The sequence below is a fragment of the Acidovorax sp. JMULE5 genome, assembly GCF_013376875.1.
Lineage (GTDB): Bacteria > Pseudomonadota > Gammaproteobacteria > Burkholderiales > Burkholderiaceae_C > Acidovorax > Acidovorax facilis.
The window spans coordinates 956,795-974,633 of sequence record NZ_CP035951.1 but is presented as its reverse complement, the minus strand read 5'-3'; the positions used below and the strand labels follow the sequence as shown (position 1 = coordinate 974,633).

12 protein-coding genes and 1 pseudogene are annotated in these 17,839 nt (G+C 66.0%); 6 read left to right on the top strand and 7 right to left on the bottom strand.

The features are described from left to right. Positions 1–139: 139 nt before the first annotated feature. Positions 140–3,957, top strand: a pseudogene (locus tag EXV95_RS04465) (EAL domain-containing protein). Positions 3,958–4,093: 136 nt separating this feature from the next. Then, on the top strand, positions 4,094–4,642 hold the full coding sequence (locus EXV95_RS04460) for a hypothetical protein (RefSeq protein ID WP_176885957.1): 549 nt from the start codon (positions 4,094–4,096) through the stop codon (positions 4,640–4,642). Between the two features lie 75 nt (positions 4,643–4,717). Here EXV95_RS04460 and EXV95_RS04455 read toward each other — a convergent pair whose 3' ends face one another. Next, entirely contained in the window at positions 4,718–6,610 is a 1,893-nt protein-coding gene (locus EXV95_RS04455; protein WP_176885956.1) for a propionate--CoA ligase, read from the bottom strand. 315 nt (positions 6,611–6,925) lie between these two features. On the opposite strand from EXV95_RS04455, the gene EXV95_RS04450 reads away from it, so the two are divergent. The 3 genes from EXV95_RS04450 to EXV95_RS04440 are packed head-to-tail and all read left to right on the top strand — an operon-like array spanning position 6,926 to position 10,224. Further along, positions 6,926–7,894, top strand: a complete 969-nt coding sequence (locus EXV95_RS04450) for a chromate resistance protein ChrB domain-containing protein (RefSeq protein ID WP_176885955.1) — start codon at positions 6,926–6,928, stop codon at positions 7,892–7,894. Then, positions 7,891–9,264, top strand: a complete 1,374-nt coding sequence (gene chrA, locus EXV95_RS04445) for a chromate efflux transporter (protein WP_176885954.1) — start codon at positions 7,891–7,893, stop codon at positions 9,262–9,264. Before EXV95_RS04450 ends, chrA begins: the two co-directional genes overlap by 4 nt. Positions 9,265–9,297: 33 nt before the next feature. Beyond that, positions 9,298–10,224 (top strand): Fe-Mn family superoxide dismutase, encoded by a 927-nt coding sequence (locus EXV95_RS04440; protein WP_176885953.1) that lies wholly within the window; start codon positions 9,298–9,300, stop codon positions 10,222–10,224. A gap of 201 nt (positions 10,225–10,425) precedes the next feature. On the opposite strand, the gene EXV95_RS04435 is transcribed toward EXV95_RS04440, so the two are convergent. From EXV95_RS04435 to EXV95_RS04410, 6 genes are all read right to left on the bottom strand, one after another. After that, positions 10,426–11,055 carry a hypothetical protein gene (locus EXV95_RS04435; protein WP_176885952.1) on the bottom strand — a complete coding sequence of 210 codons (630 nt, stop codon included), beginning with the start codon at positions 11,053–11,055 and terminating at the stop codon, positions 10,426–10,428. A 196-nt stretch (positions 11,056–11,251) separates the two neighbouring features. Then, the gene (locus EXV95_RS04430; RefSeq protein WP_176885951.1) at positions 11,252–12,439 is read right to left on the bottom strand and encodes a hypothetical protein; all 1,188 of its coding nucleotides are present in this window, start codon (positions 12,437–12,439) and stop codon (positions 11,252–11,254) included. A 112-nt stretch (positions 12,440–12,551) separates the two neighbouring features. Then, entirely contained in the window at positions 12,552–13,157 is a 606-nt protein-coding gene (locus tag EXV95_RS04425; RefSeq protein ID WP_121420141.1) for an isochorismatase family protein, read from the bottom strand. Positions 13,158–13,245: 88 nt separating this feature from the next. Beyond that, the gene (locus tag EXV95_RS04420) at positions 13,246–14,160 is read right to left on the bottom strand and encodes a ribose-phosphate diphosphokinase (protein ID WP_176885950.1); all 915 of its coding nucleotides are present in this window, start codon (positions 14,158–14,160) and stop codon (positions 13,246–13,248) included. 2 nt (positions 14,161–14,162) lie between these two features. Further along, positions 14,163–15,692, bottom strand: coding sequence for a thymidine phosphorylase family protein (locus EXV95_RS04415; RefSeq protein ID WP_176888953.1), 1,530 nt, complete (start codon positions 15,690–15,692; stop codon positions 14,163–14,165). 205 nt (positions 15,693–15,897) lie between these two features. Next, the gene (locus EXV95_RS04410) at positions 15,898–17,052 is read right to left on the bottom strand and encodes a PQQ-dependent sugar dehydrogenase (protein ID WP_255484918.1); all 1,155 of its coding nucleotides are present in this window, start codon (positions 17,050–17,052) and stop codon (positions 15,898–15,900) included. 203 nt (positions 17,053–17,255) lie between these two features. Between EXV95_RS04410 and EXV95_RS04405 the strand changes: the two genes are divergently transcribed. Beyond that, positions 17,256–17,831: a C40 family peptidase gene (locus EXV95_RS04405; protein ID WP_176885949.1), complete on the top strand. Its 576-nt coding sequence runs from the start codon at positions 17,256–17,258 to the stop codon at positions 17,829–17,831. Positions 17,832–17,839 lie beyond the last annotated feature (8 nt).

Here is a 17,839-nt window from a genome sequence, read left to right as displayed (position 1 = left end):
TTTTCTTCGGGCTTTTGCCATCTGACCAAGTCCGTCAACGGCACCGGGCGCTGTACTGCCACATACATCCCCGGCCGCTCCCCCTGCTACTCCTGGCCTGCGGCTACCCCGCTGCAAGTGGCTTGCCCAGGGGTTTTCCATGGGTAACAACACCCTTTTGGCCGCCACGGCGCTGATGTCGCTGCTGCTGGTGCTGGCCTGGCTGCCTCCGCGCGAGTCCTTGCACCCGTCGCGCCGCACCTTGCTGTTGCTGGGGTTGGCAGGCGGCCTCGTTTCCTGGATTTCTTTTGAGGCGCTGCGCTGGAACGCCCCCGAGCTGCGGGTGGTGGCCTACCCCACGGTGGCGGCGTTTCTGGCGCTCTTTTTCAGGTTTCCGGCGGCCATAATTGCGGCGCTCATCGCCCTGGTGGCAGCGGTGCGCACTGATATGTCCGATGCGGTTCCAGCCGTTGCCGTGCTGGGCGTGTCGGTGGCCACGGGGTTTTTGTGGCGCCATGTGGGGGCACGCCTGCAGGTGCCCAAATGGGCTGAACTGATCGGCCTGACGCTGACCCTGCCCCTGGCGGTGTCTGGCAGCCTGTGGGCCTCCGACGGCGCATCCGACATGGCGCGAAGCCTGCCATGGCACCACGGCGCCGGGGTGCTGATGCTGGGCGTGGGCCGGTTGCTGCTGGCCAACGGAGCACGCTCCGAGCTTTCACGCAGCGACATCCAGCAAGCCCTTGCACAACAAGAGCGCAGGCTGCGCCTGGTGCTCGACTCCATGGGTGGCGGGCACTGGGAGTGGGATGTGGTGCAGCGCCAGTTCCGCTGCCACGGCAGCTTCTACGAAACCTTCGGCATCACCGCCGCCGACCTGGAGGCGCCAGACCTGTGGCAGCGCTGGTATGCCCGGCGCCACCCGCAGGATGCCGAGCGCAATGCGGCCAGGCTGGCGCGGGCCATGGACGGGCTGGAAGACAGCTACGAAGCCGAATTCAGGGTGATGGACACCGAGGGCCGCTGGCACTGGCTCATGTCGCGCGGCACGGTGGCCACGCGCGATGCCCAGAACCGGCCGACCAGCCTCATCGGCATGGACGTGGACATCACCGCCCACCGCGCGGCCGAAGCTGCGCTGCGCTCGTCCGAGGCCAAGTACACGACCTTCTACCAGACGCTGCCCGACCCCGCAGGCATCTCGCGCATCTCGGACGGCCGCTACATCGACGTGAACCCCGCGTTCTGCGAGGTGCTGGGGCGCCCGCGCGAGGAGGTGATCGGCCGCACATCGACCGAGCTGAACATCTGGGCCTCTGAACAGGAACGCAAGCGGCTGGTGGAGACCTTCCGCCGCGACGGCAAGGTGGACCGCCTGCCGCTGGTTGCGCAGCGCGAGGGCGGACGCATCCCGGGGCTGATGTCGGCACGCTCCGTGCTTGTGGATGGCGAAAACTGTTTTGTGTTCGTTTTCCATGACATGACCGAAGCCCACCGCGCCAGTGACGAGCTGCGGGCCCTCAATGGCCTGCTGCAGCAGGCTGGCCGCCTGGCCCGACTGGGTGCCTGGGAGGACGAGCGCGGCAAGGGCCTGGTCTACTGGTCGGACGTGTGTTTTGACATCCACGGCCTGCCCCCCGGTTCGCCGCTGCCCCACGACTACATCGACCGCCATGTGGCGCCCGCCTACCGCGAAACGCTGCGCGCCAACTTCCGCTTGAGCATTCTGGAGCGCCGCGAGTGGAGCATGGAGATCGAGGTGCTGCACACCGACGGTCGGCTGGTGTGGGTGCGCGCCATGGGCGAGCCGGTGATCGAGAACGGGCGCGTGACCCGCGTACGCGGCGTGATGCAGGACATCGACGAGGCCAAGCGCGCCGAGCAGCGCCTGCGCCAGTCCGAAGAGCGTTTCTCGCGCATCTTTCAGCTCATGCCCTACCCCATGGGCCTGTCGCACCGCCGTGACGGACGCTATGTGGACATCAACCCCGCCTGGGTGGACATGCTGGGCATCCCGCGCGAGGAGGCCATCGGCCGTACTGCGGTCGAGCTGGGGATCTTCACCGCGCACGACCGCGAAAAACTGCTGGCCGAAGTGGAGCGCTCGGGCCACCTGAGCAGCTACGAGGTCAACCTGAATGTGCGTGGCGGCCCACCCCGCACCGTGCTGCAGTCCATGCGCGCCACCGAATTCGATGGCGAGCCGTGCTGGCTGTTCTCGGTGCACGACATCACCGACCGCAAACGCAACGAAGAGCAGGTGCGGGAACGCGAGGAACTGCTATCGCTCACCATCTCAGCGGCATCGCTGGGCCTGTGGGACTGGAATTTGCAGACAGGCACCGTCACCGGCGACAGCCGCTGGCACGCCATGCGCGGCCTGGACACGCCCCACACCCCGCTGGCCTCCACGCAATGGACCGCCGGCATTGCCCCTGACGACATCGACCGCATCACCGGCGAACTGGCCCGCCACACCACCCACCCCGGCACCCCGTTCGACGCCACCTGGCGCGTGAACCAGCCGGGCGACCCCGCCCGCTGGCTGCGCAACCTGGGCAAGATCGTGGGCTTTGATGCGGCGGGCCGCCCCGCACGCATGCTGGGTGTGGCCATTGACGTCACGCCCCAGCGCGAGCAAGAGGTGCTGCTGCAGCGGCTGGCCTTGTTTGACGCCCTCACCGGCCTGCCCAACCGCGTGCTGCTGGCCCGCAAGCTGCAGGAGTGCATGGACCAGGCGCGCCAGAGCGGTCGGCAGCTGGGCGTGGCCTACCTGGACCTGGACGGCTTCAAGCCCGTCAACGACCGCCTGGGCCACGGCGCGGGCGACCGCCTGCTGGTGGTGGTGGGTGGCCGCCTCACACGCGCGCTGCGCCCCCTGGACACGGTGGCGCGCCTGGGCGGCGACGAGTTCGTGATCCTCATGCCCGACCTTGAATCCGTGGGCGACTGCGAGCGCATGCTGCACCGGGTGATGGACAACATCTCAGCGCCCTACACACTCGACACTGAGCGTGTGGTGGTCACTGCCAGCATCGGCTACACCGTGTTCCCGCAGGATGACGCCGACGCCGACGCCCTGCTGCGCCACGCCGACCAGGCCATGTACGCCGCCAAGCAGGCCGGGCGCAACCGGTTCCATCAGTTCGACGCTGCGCAGGAACGCGCCCTGCAACTGCTGCGAGAACAGGGCCGCCACCTGCGCGAGGCCCTGGCCGCCGCGCAGTTCACGCTGTACCTGCAGCCCAAGGTGGACATGAGGAGTGGTGCCGTGGTGGGTGCCGAAGCGCTGGCGCGCTGGCAGCACCCCGAACGCGGCCTGGTGCCGCCGGGCGAGTTCTTGCCGCTGCTGGAGGGCACCGAGCTGGAAATCGACTTTGGAGAATGGGTGGTCGAAGCCGCCCTCACCGTGCTGGCGCAACTGCAGGCACACGGACTGCACCTGCCGCTGAGCATCAACATCGCCGCCCAGCACCTGCAAAACCCAGACTTTGCCGACTGGATGGCCCGGTGTATCGCCCGCCACCCAGGCGTGCCCGGCCACCTGGTGGAAATCGAAATCACCGAAAGCGCCGCCCTCTACGACCTGACCGCCGTGGCGCAAACCCTGACGGCGCTGCGTGCGCTGGGGGTGGCGGTGTCGCTGGACGACTTTGGCACGGCTACTCGTCGCTGACCTACCTGCGCCGCCTGCCCATGGACACGCTCAAGATCGACCAGAGTTTTGTGCACGGCATGATGGGCGACCCCGGCGACCTGGCCATCGTGCAGGGGGTCATCGGCCTGGCCCGCTCCTTCGGCTACCGCGTGATTGCCGAAGGCGTGGAAACCATCGAACAAGGCCAGATGCTGCTGCAGCTGGGCTGCATGCAGGCCCAGGGCTACTGCATCGCCCGGCCCATGCCGCTACAGGATTTCATCGGCTGGACGCCAGGGTGGCAACCGCCGGTGGGGTGGCAGAAAAACCGGCCTGCGTGACTGCGCTCCGGCCGGAGTCTCGCCCCGCTCTGGCCCGGTGCCAGCGCACTGCGCCAATGGCAAAAAATCCGGGCGTTGCAACCGCCAAGGCGGTAAAAATGAATCTCCGTTCTTTTCTTACTATCGGAGGGGTCCCATGAGCGCTTTGACTTTGACCAACAGCACCTCGTACATCGCCCAGTACGTGATTCACCGGGGTGGGCTGGCCCTCGCCCGCCTGCCGGGCCTCGCCCCCGGCGCGACGTTATCCGTCCCGGAGGCCGACACTTTCGAAATCACGGCCAGCACCATACTGGAAGACAACACCTATACCTCCGCACCGATAGCAGTCAGTGGTGCAACCCGTTTTCTGGCGCAGGTGAAGCAGCAGCGCTCCCAGCAAACCTACGAATTCGAAGTGGTGACAACGCTCAGTAGCATTGCCAACCAGATGCAATTCGAAAAAACCAGCCTTGGCCCCGTTACTTTCCACATCACGCACCAAGGTGTGCCAGTGCAAGACGTCGTGGTGCCCAACTCATTCGAACAGGTCACGTTGGAAATCAGCGATGTCTACTCCGTCTACGCCGTCATTAATGGCATCACGACTGACAGCGTGACCACATCCAATCCCAACGCCACCGTCACAGCAGTGTCCGAAGCGACCGACATGGAGTTTGGCTACTTCACCCTGGTGATCTCCTGAGCCCTGGCGTGCCAAGCCCCACGCGAACAGCACGGCGGCCCTTGCACGGAGCCCACTGCGGGTCGAAAAGGCTCGTCACCCCACCAGGTCCTTCACCTGTTGCAGCGCCGCCGGGTCTTCCATCGTCGTCAAGTCACCCGGGTCGCGCCGCTCGGCCACGGCCTGGAGCGCGCGGCGCAGCAGTTTGCCGCTGCGGGTCTTGGGCAGCACGGTCACGAAGTACACACGCGACGGCCGGGCCACGGCGCCGAGCTGGTGGTCCACCTGCTTCATCACCTCGCCTTCGAGCTTGAGGCGCGCGGCATCGTCGGTGAGGCCCGACGCATCGCGTGCCACGGCAAATGCCATGGCGACCTGGCCCTTCAGGCTGTCGGCGACGCCCACCACGGCCACTTCGGCGATGTTGGGGTGGGAGGCAACGCTCTCCTCGATCTCGCGCGTGCCCAGGCGGTGGCCTGCCACGTTGATCACGTCGTCCGTGCGGCCCAGGATGAAGTGGTAGCCGTCGGCGTCGCGGATGCCCCAGTCGAAGGTGCTGTAGATCAGCCGACCGGTAATGCTCTTCCAGTAGGTGTTCACAAAACGTGCATCGTCGCGCCACACGGTCTGCATGCAGCCGGGGGGCAGCGGGCCTTCGATGGCGACCACGCCCTTCTGGTTGGGGGCGGTCAGCTCTTCGCCGTTGCTCTCGTCGATCAGCTTGACGTGGTAGCCGTACATGGCCTTGCCGGGGCTGCCAAAGCGTGTGGTCTGCTGCTCCACGCCGTTGGCCAAGGTCAGGATGGGCCAGCCGGTTTCGGTCTGCCAGTAGTTGTCGATGATGGGCACCTGCAGCGCGTCGCTGATCCACTGCGCCGTGGGCTCGTCCAGCGGCTCGCCCGCCAGCCACAGGGCCTTGAGGGTGGAGACGTTGTACTTCCTGAGCCAGCTGGCGTCCTGCTTCTTGAGCACCCGCACCGCCGTGGGTGCCGAGAACATGTGGGTGACCTGGTACTTTTCGACAATGCTCCACCACACACCGGCATCGGGTCGCGTGGGCAAGCCTTCGTACATGATGGTCGTCATGCCCGCGATCAGCGGGCCATAGACGATGTAGCTGTGACCCACCACCCAGCCGATGTCGCTGGTCGCAAAGTAGGTGTCACCCGCTTTGGCATCAAAAATGTGCTTCATGCTGGCGGCCAGCGCCACGGTGTAGCCACCGGTGTCGCGCTGCACGCCTTTGGGTTTGCCCGTGGTGCCGCTGGTGTACAGCGTGTAGCTAGGGTGGGTGGATTCCACCCATTCGCAGGGCACCACGGTGTTCAGGTGCTGCTCGCGCAGTGGCGCCCATTCATGGTCGCGGCCGGGCTGCAGGTGCATGGGGGCCAGGCCCCGGTCCACCATCAGCACGGCGGCAGGCTTGTGTTTGGACAGGGCAATGGCCTCGTCCAGCAACGGTTTATAGGGCACCAGCTTGCCACCGCGCGACCCGGCATCGGCGCTGACCACAGCCACGGGTTCAGCGTCTTCAATGCGCGAGGCCAGCGAGCCCGAGGCAAAGCCGCCAAACACCACCGAATGCAGCGCCCCAATGCGCACGCAAGCCAGCATGGCAAACGCGGCCTCGGCAATCATGGGCATGTAGATGAGCACGCGGTCGCCCTTCTTCACCCCCAGGCCCTGCAGCACGGCCGCCATGCGCTGCACTTCAGCATGCAGCTCGGCAAAGCTGTAGCTGCGCTCGGTATCGGTTTCGGTCGAAATGGCCACCAGCGCCGCCTGGCTGGCGCGCGTGGCCAGGTGCCGGTCTACTGCGTTGTGGCACAGGTTGGTGGTGCCGCCCACAAACCATTTGGCAAAGGGCGGGTTGCTGTAGTCGCACACCTGCTGGGGCTGCGTCTTCCAGTCGATCAGCTGGGCCTGTTCGCTCCAGAAGGCGTCGCGGTGGTCGATGGACTGGCGGTAGAAATCAGCGTAAGCGGTCATTGTGGGGGTCTCCTCGGCATCTCTCTCGGCCTGCCAAGACAGCAGGTTTTGAATTCATAATTATTCATAACGGGCTTGCGGCAAACTGACGCAGGGCTTGGCATCGGCCCTGAGCCCACTTACACGGGGCCACATCTCCATGGACAAAGCGACTGCCGCCCTGCACTGTGCGCTGCTCCTGTGTACCTCATGCCTTTTCGCCCGCTCCGCTCCCTTGTATGACCAGAAGCACCCGGCATGCAAGGAATCTTTGGTGATCACGATTTTTGAAGTAGAAATAACTATTTCACTACTTAATGCATATACTTCAATACCATGTGGTCCACCCTCATCATGACGCTGCCGACGCAGCCCAACGCCGTGCGGCTGCGCATCTGGCGCAATCTCAAGGCACTGGGTTGCGCCGCCCTGCGCGACGGCGCCTACCTACTGCCTGAAGAACACGCAGGCCTGCTGGCGCCCATCGCCGCCGAGGTGCGAGAACACGGGGGGACGGCCATGCTGCTGACCCTGACTGCTACTGACAACGTGCAGCGCCAGGAGATCGAAGCGCTGTTCGACCGCACGGAAGCCTTCACGCAGTGGCGCGACACGGCCACCGCCTTGCAAGCCGAGCTCGCACAGCTCACGGAAACCGAAGCGCGCCGCCGCCAGCGCAACGTTGCCGATGCACTGCAGGCACTGCACCGCATCGACTACTACCCCGGCGCCGCAGCCGCGCAGGCCGATGCTGACATGGCCAGCCTGCGTCAGGCGCTGGACGCCTGCTTCTCGCGGGGGGAGCCTGCCGCCCTGCCCGCCCATGGCATCAAGCGCCTTGACACCGCCCAGTTCCAGAACCAGCGCTGGGCGACGCGGGCGCGGCCCTGGGTGGACCGCCTGGCCTGCGCCTGGCTGATCCGCCGATTCGTCGACCCGGGTGCGCGTTTTGTGTGGCTGGCCGATCCGGCATCGCCGCCTGCTGATGTCCAGGGCTTTGACTTTGACGGCGCCCGGTTTACCCACGTGGGTGCCCTGGTGACCTTCGAGGTGCTCATTGCCAGCTTCGGGTTCGAAGCCGACCCCCGCCTGCAGCGCCTGGCACGCGCCGTGCACTACCTGGACACCGGTGGCATGCCCGTGCCCGAAGCCGCCGGGCTGGAGGCCGTGCTGGCTGGCCTGCGCGAAGTGCATGCCGATGACGATGCCCTCGCCCAGGCCGCTGCGCAGGTGTTCGACGCCTTGTATGCCGTGCCGCCCACCCTTCCATCCTCCCAGGCTCCGCTGACCAGTGCCGCACCATGACCACCCTCACCCCTGCGCCCGCCCCCTCCGCCCTGGACCGCCCCACCCCCGTAAGCTTTGGCGAGGCCTTCCTGTTCTGGCTCAAGCTCGGTTTCATCAGCTTTGGCGGGCCTGCGGGTCAGATTGCGATCATGCATGCCGAGCTGGTGGAGCGCCGCCGCTGGATCAGCGAAAAGCGATTTCTGCACGCCCTCAACTACTGCATGCTGCTGCCCGGCCCCGAGGCGCAGCAGCTGGCCACCTACATCGGCTGGCTCATGCACCGCACCTGGGGCGGCATCGTGGCCGGGGCGCTGTTTGTACTGCCTTCGCTGTTCATCCTGATCGCGCTGTCGTGGGTGTACCTGCGGTTTGGCGATGTGCCGGTGGTGGCAGGCATCTTCTATGGCATCAAACCCGCCGTGACCGCACTGGTGCTGCACGCAGCGCACCGCATTGGCACGCGGGCTCTCAAGAACCGCTGGATGTGGGGCATCGCTGCCGCATCGTTTGTGGCCATCTTTGCGTTCGATACGCCCTTCCCTGCCATCGTCCTGACGGCCGGGCTGATAGGCTACTTTGGCGCACAACGCTGGCCTGGCGTGTTTGCCCTCGGAGGCGGCCATGCCGACGGCCACAAGGGCTACGGCCCAGCACTGATCGACGACGACATCCCCACGCCCGCGCACGCGCGCTTCTCACGCAACCACCTGGTCAAGGTGCTCGCGGCCGGTCTGGCGCTGTGGCTGGCGGCCATGGCAACGCTGGTCGTCACCCAGGGGGTACAAGGCACGCTCACGCAGATGGGCTGGTTCTTTACCAAGGCCGCGCTGGTCACCTTTGGCGGCGCTTATGCCGTGCTGCCGTACGTCTACCAGGGCGCGGTGGAGCAATACCAGTGGCTCAGCGGCCCGCAGATGATCGATGGCCTGGCGCTGGGCGAGACCACGCCCGGCCCGCTGATCATGGTGGTGGCCTTCGTCGGCTTCGTGGGCGGCTGGCTGCAGCAGGTGTGGGGCCCGGAAGCGCTGTTTGCCGGCGCCACAGCCGCCGCCGCCGTGGTGACGTTCGTGACCTTTCTGCCCTCGTTTATCTTCATCCTCGCGGGTGGCCCGGCGGTAGAGGCCACCCACGGCAAGCTCGGTTTCACCGCCCCGCTGTCGGCCATCACCGCCGCTGTGGTGGGTGTGATCCTGAACCTGGCGCTGTTTTTTGCCTACCACCTCCTATGGCCCAAGGGTTTTGGCGGGGCGTTCGATGCCATGTCGGCGGTGATCGCCGTGGGCGCACTGGTGGCGCTGTTCCGCTTCAAGTTGGGGGTGATGCCGCTGCTGGGGCTGTGCGCGGCCGTGGGGTTGGCCGTGACCTTCCTCAAACCCTGGCTGGCCTGAACCAGTTGTCATCCACTTCCCGGGAGTATCCCCATGCAAGCACGCCCCCAAGCCCTTCCCCTTGACCCGGCCACGCTGCCCGGCCTGTCCGAAAGGCTGCTGCGCAGCCACCACCAGAACAACTATGGCGGTGCGGTGGCGCGGCTCAACGCCATCCGGGCGCAGCTCTCGGGGCTGGACTTTGCCTCCACGCCCGGCTTTGTCGTCAACGGACTCAAGCGCGAGGAGCTGATCGCCAGCAATTCGATGCTGCTGCACGAACTGTACTTTGGCAGCCTGGGCGGCGGTGGCGCCGCCCCTGCCCCCGGCATGTTGCTGGCCCTGGCAGCCAGCTTTGGCAGCGCGGAGCGCTGGCGTGAAGAGTTTGTCGCCATGGGCAAGGCACTGGGCGGCGGCTCGGGATGGGTGCTGCTGGTGTTCCAGCCGCGCGATGGCACGCTCGTCAACCATCGGGCCAGCGACCACACCCAGGCTGCTGCCGGTGGGGTGCCCATCCTCGCGTTGGACATGTATGAACATGCCTACCACCTCGACCACGGCGCTGCAGCGGGCGCATATGTCGATGCCTTCATGGCCAATATCGACTGGGCTGCCGTGTACGAGCGCTACCAGCGCGCGGTCCACGCCGCCAGCGAGGGCTTGGAGGCATCGGTACAAGACGCGCAGCAGGCACGCCATCGCATCGATGTGCGCCGCGCTGGTGTTTACGACGCCGCCACCACCATCCTGCCCAATGCCCCCTGGCGCGACCCAGCGGCCATCGACGCCTGGGCCGGTGAGCTGCCGACCGACGAAGAGGTGGTGGTGTACTGCGTCTATGGCCACGAGGTCAGCCGTTCCACCGCGTTGCGCCTGCGTGCCGCAGGCATCAAGGCGCGTTTTCTGCAAGGTGGCATCGACGGCTGGATCGCGGCAGGCCAACCGGTGCAGGCCAAAGCCTCAGCATTGCCCACGGGTTGAGCCGGGACTGACTGGACACCCGTCCACAGCTTCGTTGTATCTCTAAAAATGATAGCTATCAGCGCTTGTTGGATATGCGCTAGAGGCAAAAAACAATCATATTTCCAATCACAGCCCCGTGTGCCGCAATGATCGGGGTTTGGGCCCATTCCATGCGTCATACCTTGGCTCACTCAGAGGCGGCTCAAACCTCTACCCATCTCACGATGCCGGTTCAGCAACCGCCCGGGTGCGCAGCCTGCGCTCATAGGACTCCCGCTCGCTGAAAGCCACAATGCGCCGCCCGCGGTAGTGCGCGTATTCGTCCACAAAGGCCTGCACGCTTGCGTACGGCCCGGCGATGTGGCCTGGGCGTTTGGAATCGGCAAAAAAATAATGCTGCCCGCCCCGTTCGAACGACACCAGCCAGTGTCGGCGCAGCGTGTTGCCGCGCACGGAGACGGGGTCGAACTCGATCATCAGGTAGCGCGGCTGCACGCCGGGTTGCAGGGTTCGCAGCGTCTCCAGCGCAAAACGGGCCACGTCCACACACACGCCGCTGGGGGCTGCAAAAAAGGCGTCAGGCGCCAGGATGGGCATGCGCCCGCTAGCCTGGCGCTGGGTTTCAGACAGCTGCATCGCGCGGTCTGTGTCGTACCGGAACCGCGCGCCAATCCAGGCGTTGATGTCTTCTGGGCTCTGCCAGCGCTGCAGCGCTTCGTCGTATGTCGGCGCGTCGATGAATGGGCCACGCGGGGCAAACGCCGCCTCGGGGGCGTCGGAGTTGGGATCCGCGGCCTGTGGGACTGCACTGCAGCCACTGAGCGCCGCCAACGTCGTGAACGTCGCCAATAGCCATGCACACGACGTAAAGAACGACCGCCTCGCCCCTTCAGGCGCCGCGGGGCGCAAGTTGACCAAAAAAACAGGGGAAGACGAAGAATAAAAACGTCGGTACATGAAAAAACCACCTTGTTGGGCTGCCCAAGCATAGGCTTTAGGCGCTCGGGTGTCTTCAATTGGATGACCGCCGCTGACCAGTGCTACCTCACGCCGCTGCCCCACCCCAAGGCGCAGGGTCTGGCGCCCAGCCGTCGTTATCGACAATGTCCAGCAAGGCGCCCACACTGCTCCCCAGATCCACGGACAACACCTCGACCGCCGCTTGTGCCCCGGCATCGCGGCGCTGCGCCGTGGTCACAAAAGCGGTAAACGCGGCCCAGTCGCGCGCCATGTGGTCCACCAGAATGCGCGCCAGCTCATACGACAGCAGGTTGCCGTCGTCGGTGCGCTGAAACGACGTGCCCGCCCAGAACTCCTGCATGCGCTCGGGCGTCCAGAAGCGTTGGTGCAGATGGTGCAGTTGCGCGGGGGTGTGCTGTGCTGGTGGCGCGCCCTTCAGGCGGCGCTCGGTGTTGACGGCCAGGCCCTCGTCCAGCCAGGTGGGCAGGTGCAGGTGGGCCAGCGCGCTGTGCGTCATCTCGTGGGCAATCACCGGCTCGATGGCTGCCAGGTCGGCCGCCACGACCACAAAATGCGGGCAGCCGAAGTGGATGAACATGCCGCCGCTGCGCGCAAACTCGCCGTCCTCGCCATAGAACTGCGCCACGTAGTGGTAGTAGGTGTCTTCATCGTCCAGCACCAGCAGGATGCTTTTTTCTGCCACGGGGAAATGCGCCATGCCTTTGAGCAGCCGGTCGATGCGCTGACGCGTGGTGGTCACATAGCGCGCGGTGGCACGCGCCACTGACGGTTCCAGCGGCGACAGGATGAAGCAATCCGCCCCTTCGTGCAGATGCATGTGCGTGCCCAGCGCATCGCGCAGGTGCAGCAGCCAGGCGCGTCGGCCCTGGTTCAGCGCGTCGGCCACGGCCGCCGGTGCGCGATCGCCCGCGCCGTGGGCCCAGGCGTCCAGCGCGGGCCAATCCAGCTGCGGCAGATTCTGTGTGTTTTGCAGATGCCCCCGTACGTCAAAACTCGCAACGCCTGGCGCCTCAAGGTGCTCAGGGGCTGGCTCGGCCTCCCCTGCACCAGATTCACCGGGCGCAGGCACTGCGGCGGACTGCAGGTGGATCTTCACCAGCCAGGCGCCCAGGAACGGCAGCACCCACACACCGCCCGTCAGCATCGTTTTGCGAAAACCTTGCAGACCGGTGCGCACAATCTGGCGGGTGGCCTGGACATTCAGGACCAGCAACACCACGAGCAGAACGAGACCAATCAAGACAGGGGACATGGGCGAATGGGAGCAATCAGCGCCCTCGGTGGTGTCTAACGAATACTACTATTTCGATAGCTGCTAGCGCTTGATAGATAAGCACCAGAGGGCAAAAAGACTCAAAAACTGGCTACTTGATCAAGCCCAGCACATCCTTGAACGCCGGGTGCTCGCAGGTGCCCAGCCATTCAAACGCCACCATCTCGGTGGTCACCAGCTCGGCGCCCGCGCCGGCCAGGCGGTCGAAGGCGGCGTCGCGGTTGCGTTCGGTGCGCGAGCCGCAGGCGTCGGTCACCACCCACACCTCAAACTCGTCCTCCAGCAAATCAAGCGCGGTCTGCAGCAGGCAGACATGGGCTTCGCACCCGGCAATGACGATGGTGCCGCGCTCGGGCTCCTGCTGAGCGGGTTTTTGAAGGTGCTTGGGCAGGCTGCGCGCGTTGCCGCCCTGCTGGGGCTTGGCCGGGGGGCGCAGCCATTCGCCCAGGCCTTCTTCGGCGGCACTGAAGTGCATCTTGGCCAGGGTCTTCTGGCACAGGGCACGCAGCGCGGGGTCGTTCGCACCCAGTCGCGAGGGGTTTTGCTCGGTGCCCCACACGGGTACGTCCAGCATGCGGGCCACCTCGGCCAGGCGGCGGGCGTTGGCCAGCACGGCGGGGCCTTCAAAGATGGCGGGCATCAGGCGCTCCTGGTAATCGACCAGGACGAGTTGGGATTCGGTGGCGTCAAGCAGCATGGTGGGACCGTTTCTGTATTCGTTGAATCGCTGTGCGGGCGCAGCGTCGGAGGCAATGGCGCATTGTCGCAGCCCGAGCCCGGGGTTTTCAGGTGCGAAGGACGGACTGCAGCGCGGAGGCCAGCGGCCCGGCCATGGGCACGGCGTTGCTCGGGTGCGGGATGCAGTCCGTGCTCCACACCTCCCCCACCCCGGCTTCATGCAGCACCTGCAGCGCATCGCCCGCAAACAGTGCGTGCGTCACAGCCACATCCACCGATGCCGCGCCCGCCTGCAGCAGCAGCCGCGCCGCCAACGCCAGCGTGCGGCCGGTGCTGGCCATGTCGTCCAGCAGCACCACGGCCCGGCCCTGTGCTTTGAGTGGGGGCAGTTCGATGGCGACATCGCGGTCGCCATGGCGGACCTTGGTACAGACAGCATGGTCAAAACCGTGGCGGGCGGCGGCCTGGGCGATCCACTGGGCGGATTCGCCGTCCGGGCCTACCAGGAGTGCATTGGGGCGCCGATCAGCGATCAGATCGGCCAGTGGCTCGGCGCCGCTGAGCACCACCGCCTGCGGCACAGGGATGGCCTGCTCCAGCCGCTCGATGCGGTGCAGGTGCGGGTCCACCGTGATCACCGCGTCGAACAGGCCCGCCAGAAACCCGCCCACCACCTGCTGGCTCACGGCCTCGCCAGGGTGGAAGGCGATGTCCTGCCGCATATAGGCCAGGTACGGCGCTACCAGCGTGAGCTGCTGCGCGCCCAGGCTGCGGGCCGTGCGCGCGGCCAGCAGCAGTTCCACCAGCTTTTCATTGGGCTGGTGCAGGCTGCGCAGCAGCACCACCCGCCGGGGCAGGCGGCCCGCAGCGCTGACGGGCAAACGCAGCTTGAGTTCACCATCGGGGAAGCGGTGGCGCTCGACGGCCTGGGCAGTCATGCCAGCTGCCTGCGCCAGGCGCAGCGCAGGGGCCTCTTCGTCGGCAAAGTACAGCAGACACGCTTGGTGGGGGGCAACAGTCACTGTCAGAACTCCACAAAAACCTTGGGCACCTCGTCGGCGGTCCCCAGGCGGTAGCCGCTGTCCCCCTCGCACGCGTGGCGCGCAAACTCCAGGTCGGCCGGGTAGCTGGCATGCACGCGGTACAGCACGTCCCCGGCAGCCACGGTGTCGCCCAGCTTGTGCATCAGGTCCACCCCCGCGCCGGGCACCTTGGGCGCACCGGCCAGTCGGGCCACGCGGGCGATCTGGTAGTTGTCGATGCCCGCGACCACGCCGCTGGCGGGGGCCACCACGTCCAGTGTCAGTACACCCAGTGCCGGGTGGTTGTGGTCAAACCCTGTGCCGCCCTGGGCGGCGATGATGGCGTTCATGCGCGCCAGCGCCCGGCCGGAGTCAAGAATGTCGCGCGCAATCGCGTAGCCGTCGCCGCCGCGCACATCAGGGTCGCACTCGATCAGGCGCCCAGCCAGGCGCAGCGCCTTCTGCCGCAGGTCGTCGGGTGCGCGCGGATCGTTCTGCAGCACGCGCATCACGTCGCGCGCCTCCAGCACCGGGCCCACGCCGTTGCCCACGGGCTGGCGGCCATCGGTGATGACCACGTCCAGCGACAGGCCCATGCGCCGCGCCACATATTCAAACAGGCGGCGCAGACGCTGTGCGTCGGGCATGGAGCGCACCTTGGCCGTGGGGCCGATGGGAATGTCGAGCACGAGGTGCGTGGCACCGGCCGCCACCTTTTTGGACAGGATGGACGCCACCATCTGCCCGGCAGAGTCGATGGACAGCGGCCGCTCCACCGAGATCAGCACATCGTCGGCGGGCGACAGGTTGGCCGTGCCGCCCCAGGCCAGGCAGCCCCGGTAGTCGCGCACGATGTCGGCCAGCTGCTCCAGCGGCAGCTCGACCTTGGCCAGAACCTCCATGGTGTCGGCCGTGCCGGCAGGCGAGGTGATGGCACGCGAAGACGTCTTGGGGCACAACATGCCGTGCGCCGCCACTATGGGCACAACCAGCATGGTGGTGCGGTTGCCCGGTATCCCGCCAATGCAGTGCTTGTCCACCACCAGCGGTTCGTGCCAGTCCAGGCGCCGGCCGCTGGCCACCATGGCATCGGTGAGGAAGAACACCTCCTCCCGGTCCAGCTCGCTGCGGTGGCAGGCCACTACAAAGGCGGTGAGTTCGATCTTGGAATACCGGTGGTCGGCGATGTCGCGCACGATGGCGCCGAAGTCCTCGCGGGTGAGGCGCTCGCTGGCGATCTTGCGGAACAGCGCGCCCATCGATTCGGGAGGCTCGGCCTGGGCGACCGACACGGTGTGGCCGTTGTCCACGCCCAGCTGGGCAAACGCGTCTTCCGACAGGCCCAGCTCGTTGCAACCCACGATGGCAGGGTCGTCCACCACGTTGACCGTGGCCAGGATACGGCGGCCATTGGCGCGCACCTCGATCTTGGACAGGGCCTGGAAGCCCTCCGCCCGGTATACGGCGCAGTCACGGTGCAGATAGGCCACGTTTTCGCGCCAGGTGTCTATCGCCACGCGGCGCAGGGCCAGTTGGGAGCGGGGTGGCGCGTCGGCCGAGGCGGATGGCGCTGGGGGCGCTGAGGCTGTTGATGAAGAAGAGGAAGGCTCGGCATGCATTGCGCCAGCCTAACTCCAAAGAGCATTCCAGCGCCTCGGGAACACCCTGCGCCTCAGCGTTGACCCAGCGGAAATTGCGGGCTGCATGACCTGGGTCAAGTCGACGCTGCCCTTCCCATCACTCAGGCTGCAAGCGCAGCAACCGGCCTTGCGGGCTGTCAGTCACCATATAGAGCAAGCCATCCGGCCCCTGGCGGACATCACGGATACGTTCGCCATTGCCTTGCAGCAGTTTTTCCTCACGCTGTACCTTGCCGCCAGCCACCTCCAGGCGGTGCAGGGTGCCAAATTTGAGCGAACCGATGAACAGGCTCCCCTGCCACGCTGCGCCATAGCGCGCGCTGGTCAGAAAAGCCACGCCCGACGGCGCAATCGACGGCACCCAGTAGTGCAGCGGCTGCTCCATGCCCGCCTTGGCTGTGCCTTCGCCCAGCTTGCCGCCGCCGTAGTTTTCGCCATAGGTAATCACCGGCCAACCGTAGTTGCGGCCCGGCTGGGGTTGGTTGATTTCGTCGCCACCCTGTGGGCCGTGTTCGTGCATCCACAGCTTGCCGTCTGGCCCCAGCGTTGCGCCCTGGGGATTGCGGTGGCCGTAGCTCCAGATCTCGGGCAAGGCGCCAGGTTGTTTGGCGAACGGGTTGTCGGGCGGCACAGCGCCTTCGGGGGTGATGCGGATGATCTTGCCGTGGTGGTTGTCGAGCTTTTGGGCATCGTCCTTGCGGTGGTAGCGGTCACCCAGGGTCAGGAACAGGTTGCCATCCGCAGCCTGCACGATGCGGCAGCCAAAATGCAGGCTGCTGTCGACCTTGGGCCGCTGGCTGAAGATCACCTTGACGTCTTGCAGGCTGCGAGCATCCTCGGACAGCGTGGCCCGGGCCAGCGCCGTGCTGTTGCCACGTGCGCCCGCCGCTGCGGGCTCGGAAAAACAAAAGAAGATGCGGCGGTTGCGGGCAAAGGCGGTGTCTGTCACCACGTCCAGCAGACCACCCTGCCCGCCTGCTGCCACAGCAGGCACTCCCGCCAGTGGGGGGCTGACCTGCCCGCTGGCACTGACAACCCGCATGCGCCCCGGCCGCTCAGTGATCACAAACTGCCCCTGCGGCAAAAAGGCCACCGCCCAAGGGTGATCCAGGCCCTGGGCCACGGGCACCAGCGCCACCGCCGGTGTGGTGTTCTGGGCGTCAGCACTGACCGAAACCCCTGCCACTACCAAAAAGATAGCTGCTTGCGCTTTTACAGCAAGCGCTGGAGGCATTTTTGACTTGAATTTCATAAGGCTGCGCTCCTGAAAAAGCGATGGAAACCCCCCGTCCCCGGGCGACGCCCGAGGTGCATCGTCGGAGTGTGCCTGCAGGGGCTTCCAGGGCCTTGTGATCCCTGGGGAAACCCGGGGTTTTGATTTACTTCAACGAAATCAACGGCTTGCAAAGGTGATTATTTTCGATAAGCAAGCGTTGCGTGTTACCCTTCGCCCCCATGTCCCGATGGCTTTGCATACTTCTCCTGGCCTGCGCCACCACCGCCCAGGCTGCGCCGCAAGCGGCAAACCCTGACGATATGGACCGTTTCATCACGGACAAAGGCCTGCTGACGCGGCTGGAAGACGTGAGCCACAAGGTGGCGGACCGGGCCCACACCGTGGCCGACCAGGCATCCTCCCTGGTGGTCAACGCCATGGGGTTTCTGGGCGTGCCCTATAAGCGTGGTGGCAGCAGTGCCGAAACAGGCTTTGACTGCAGCGGCTTCGTGCGTGCCATGTACGAACAGACCGTGGGCCTTTTGCTGCCCCGCCGTGCAGATCAGCAAGCTGCCGCCACCCAGGTCATCGACAAAAAAGAACTCCAGCCGGGTGATCTGGTGTTCTTCAACACCATGCGCCGCAATTTCAGCCACGTGGGCATCTACGTGGGGGACAACAAGTTCATCCATGCTCCCCGCAGCGGCGCCCAGATCCGTGTGGAAGACATGGGCGTGGCCTACTGGGCCCGCCGCTTCAATGGTGCGCGCCGCGTGGCGGGCAATGCCGACGGCGAGTCCGCGCAAGCCAAGTAACCACCAGC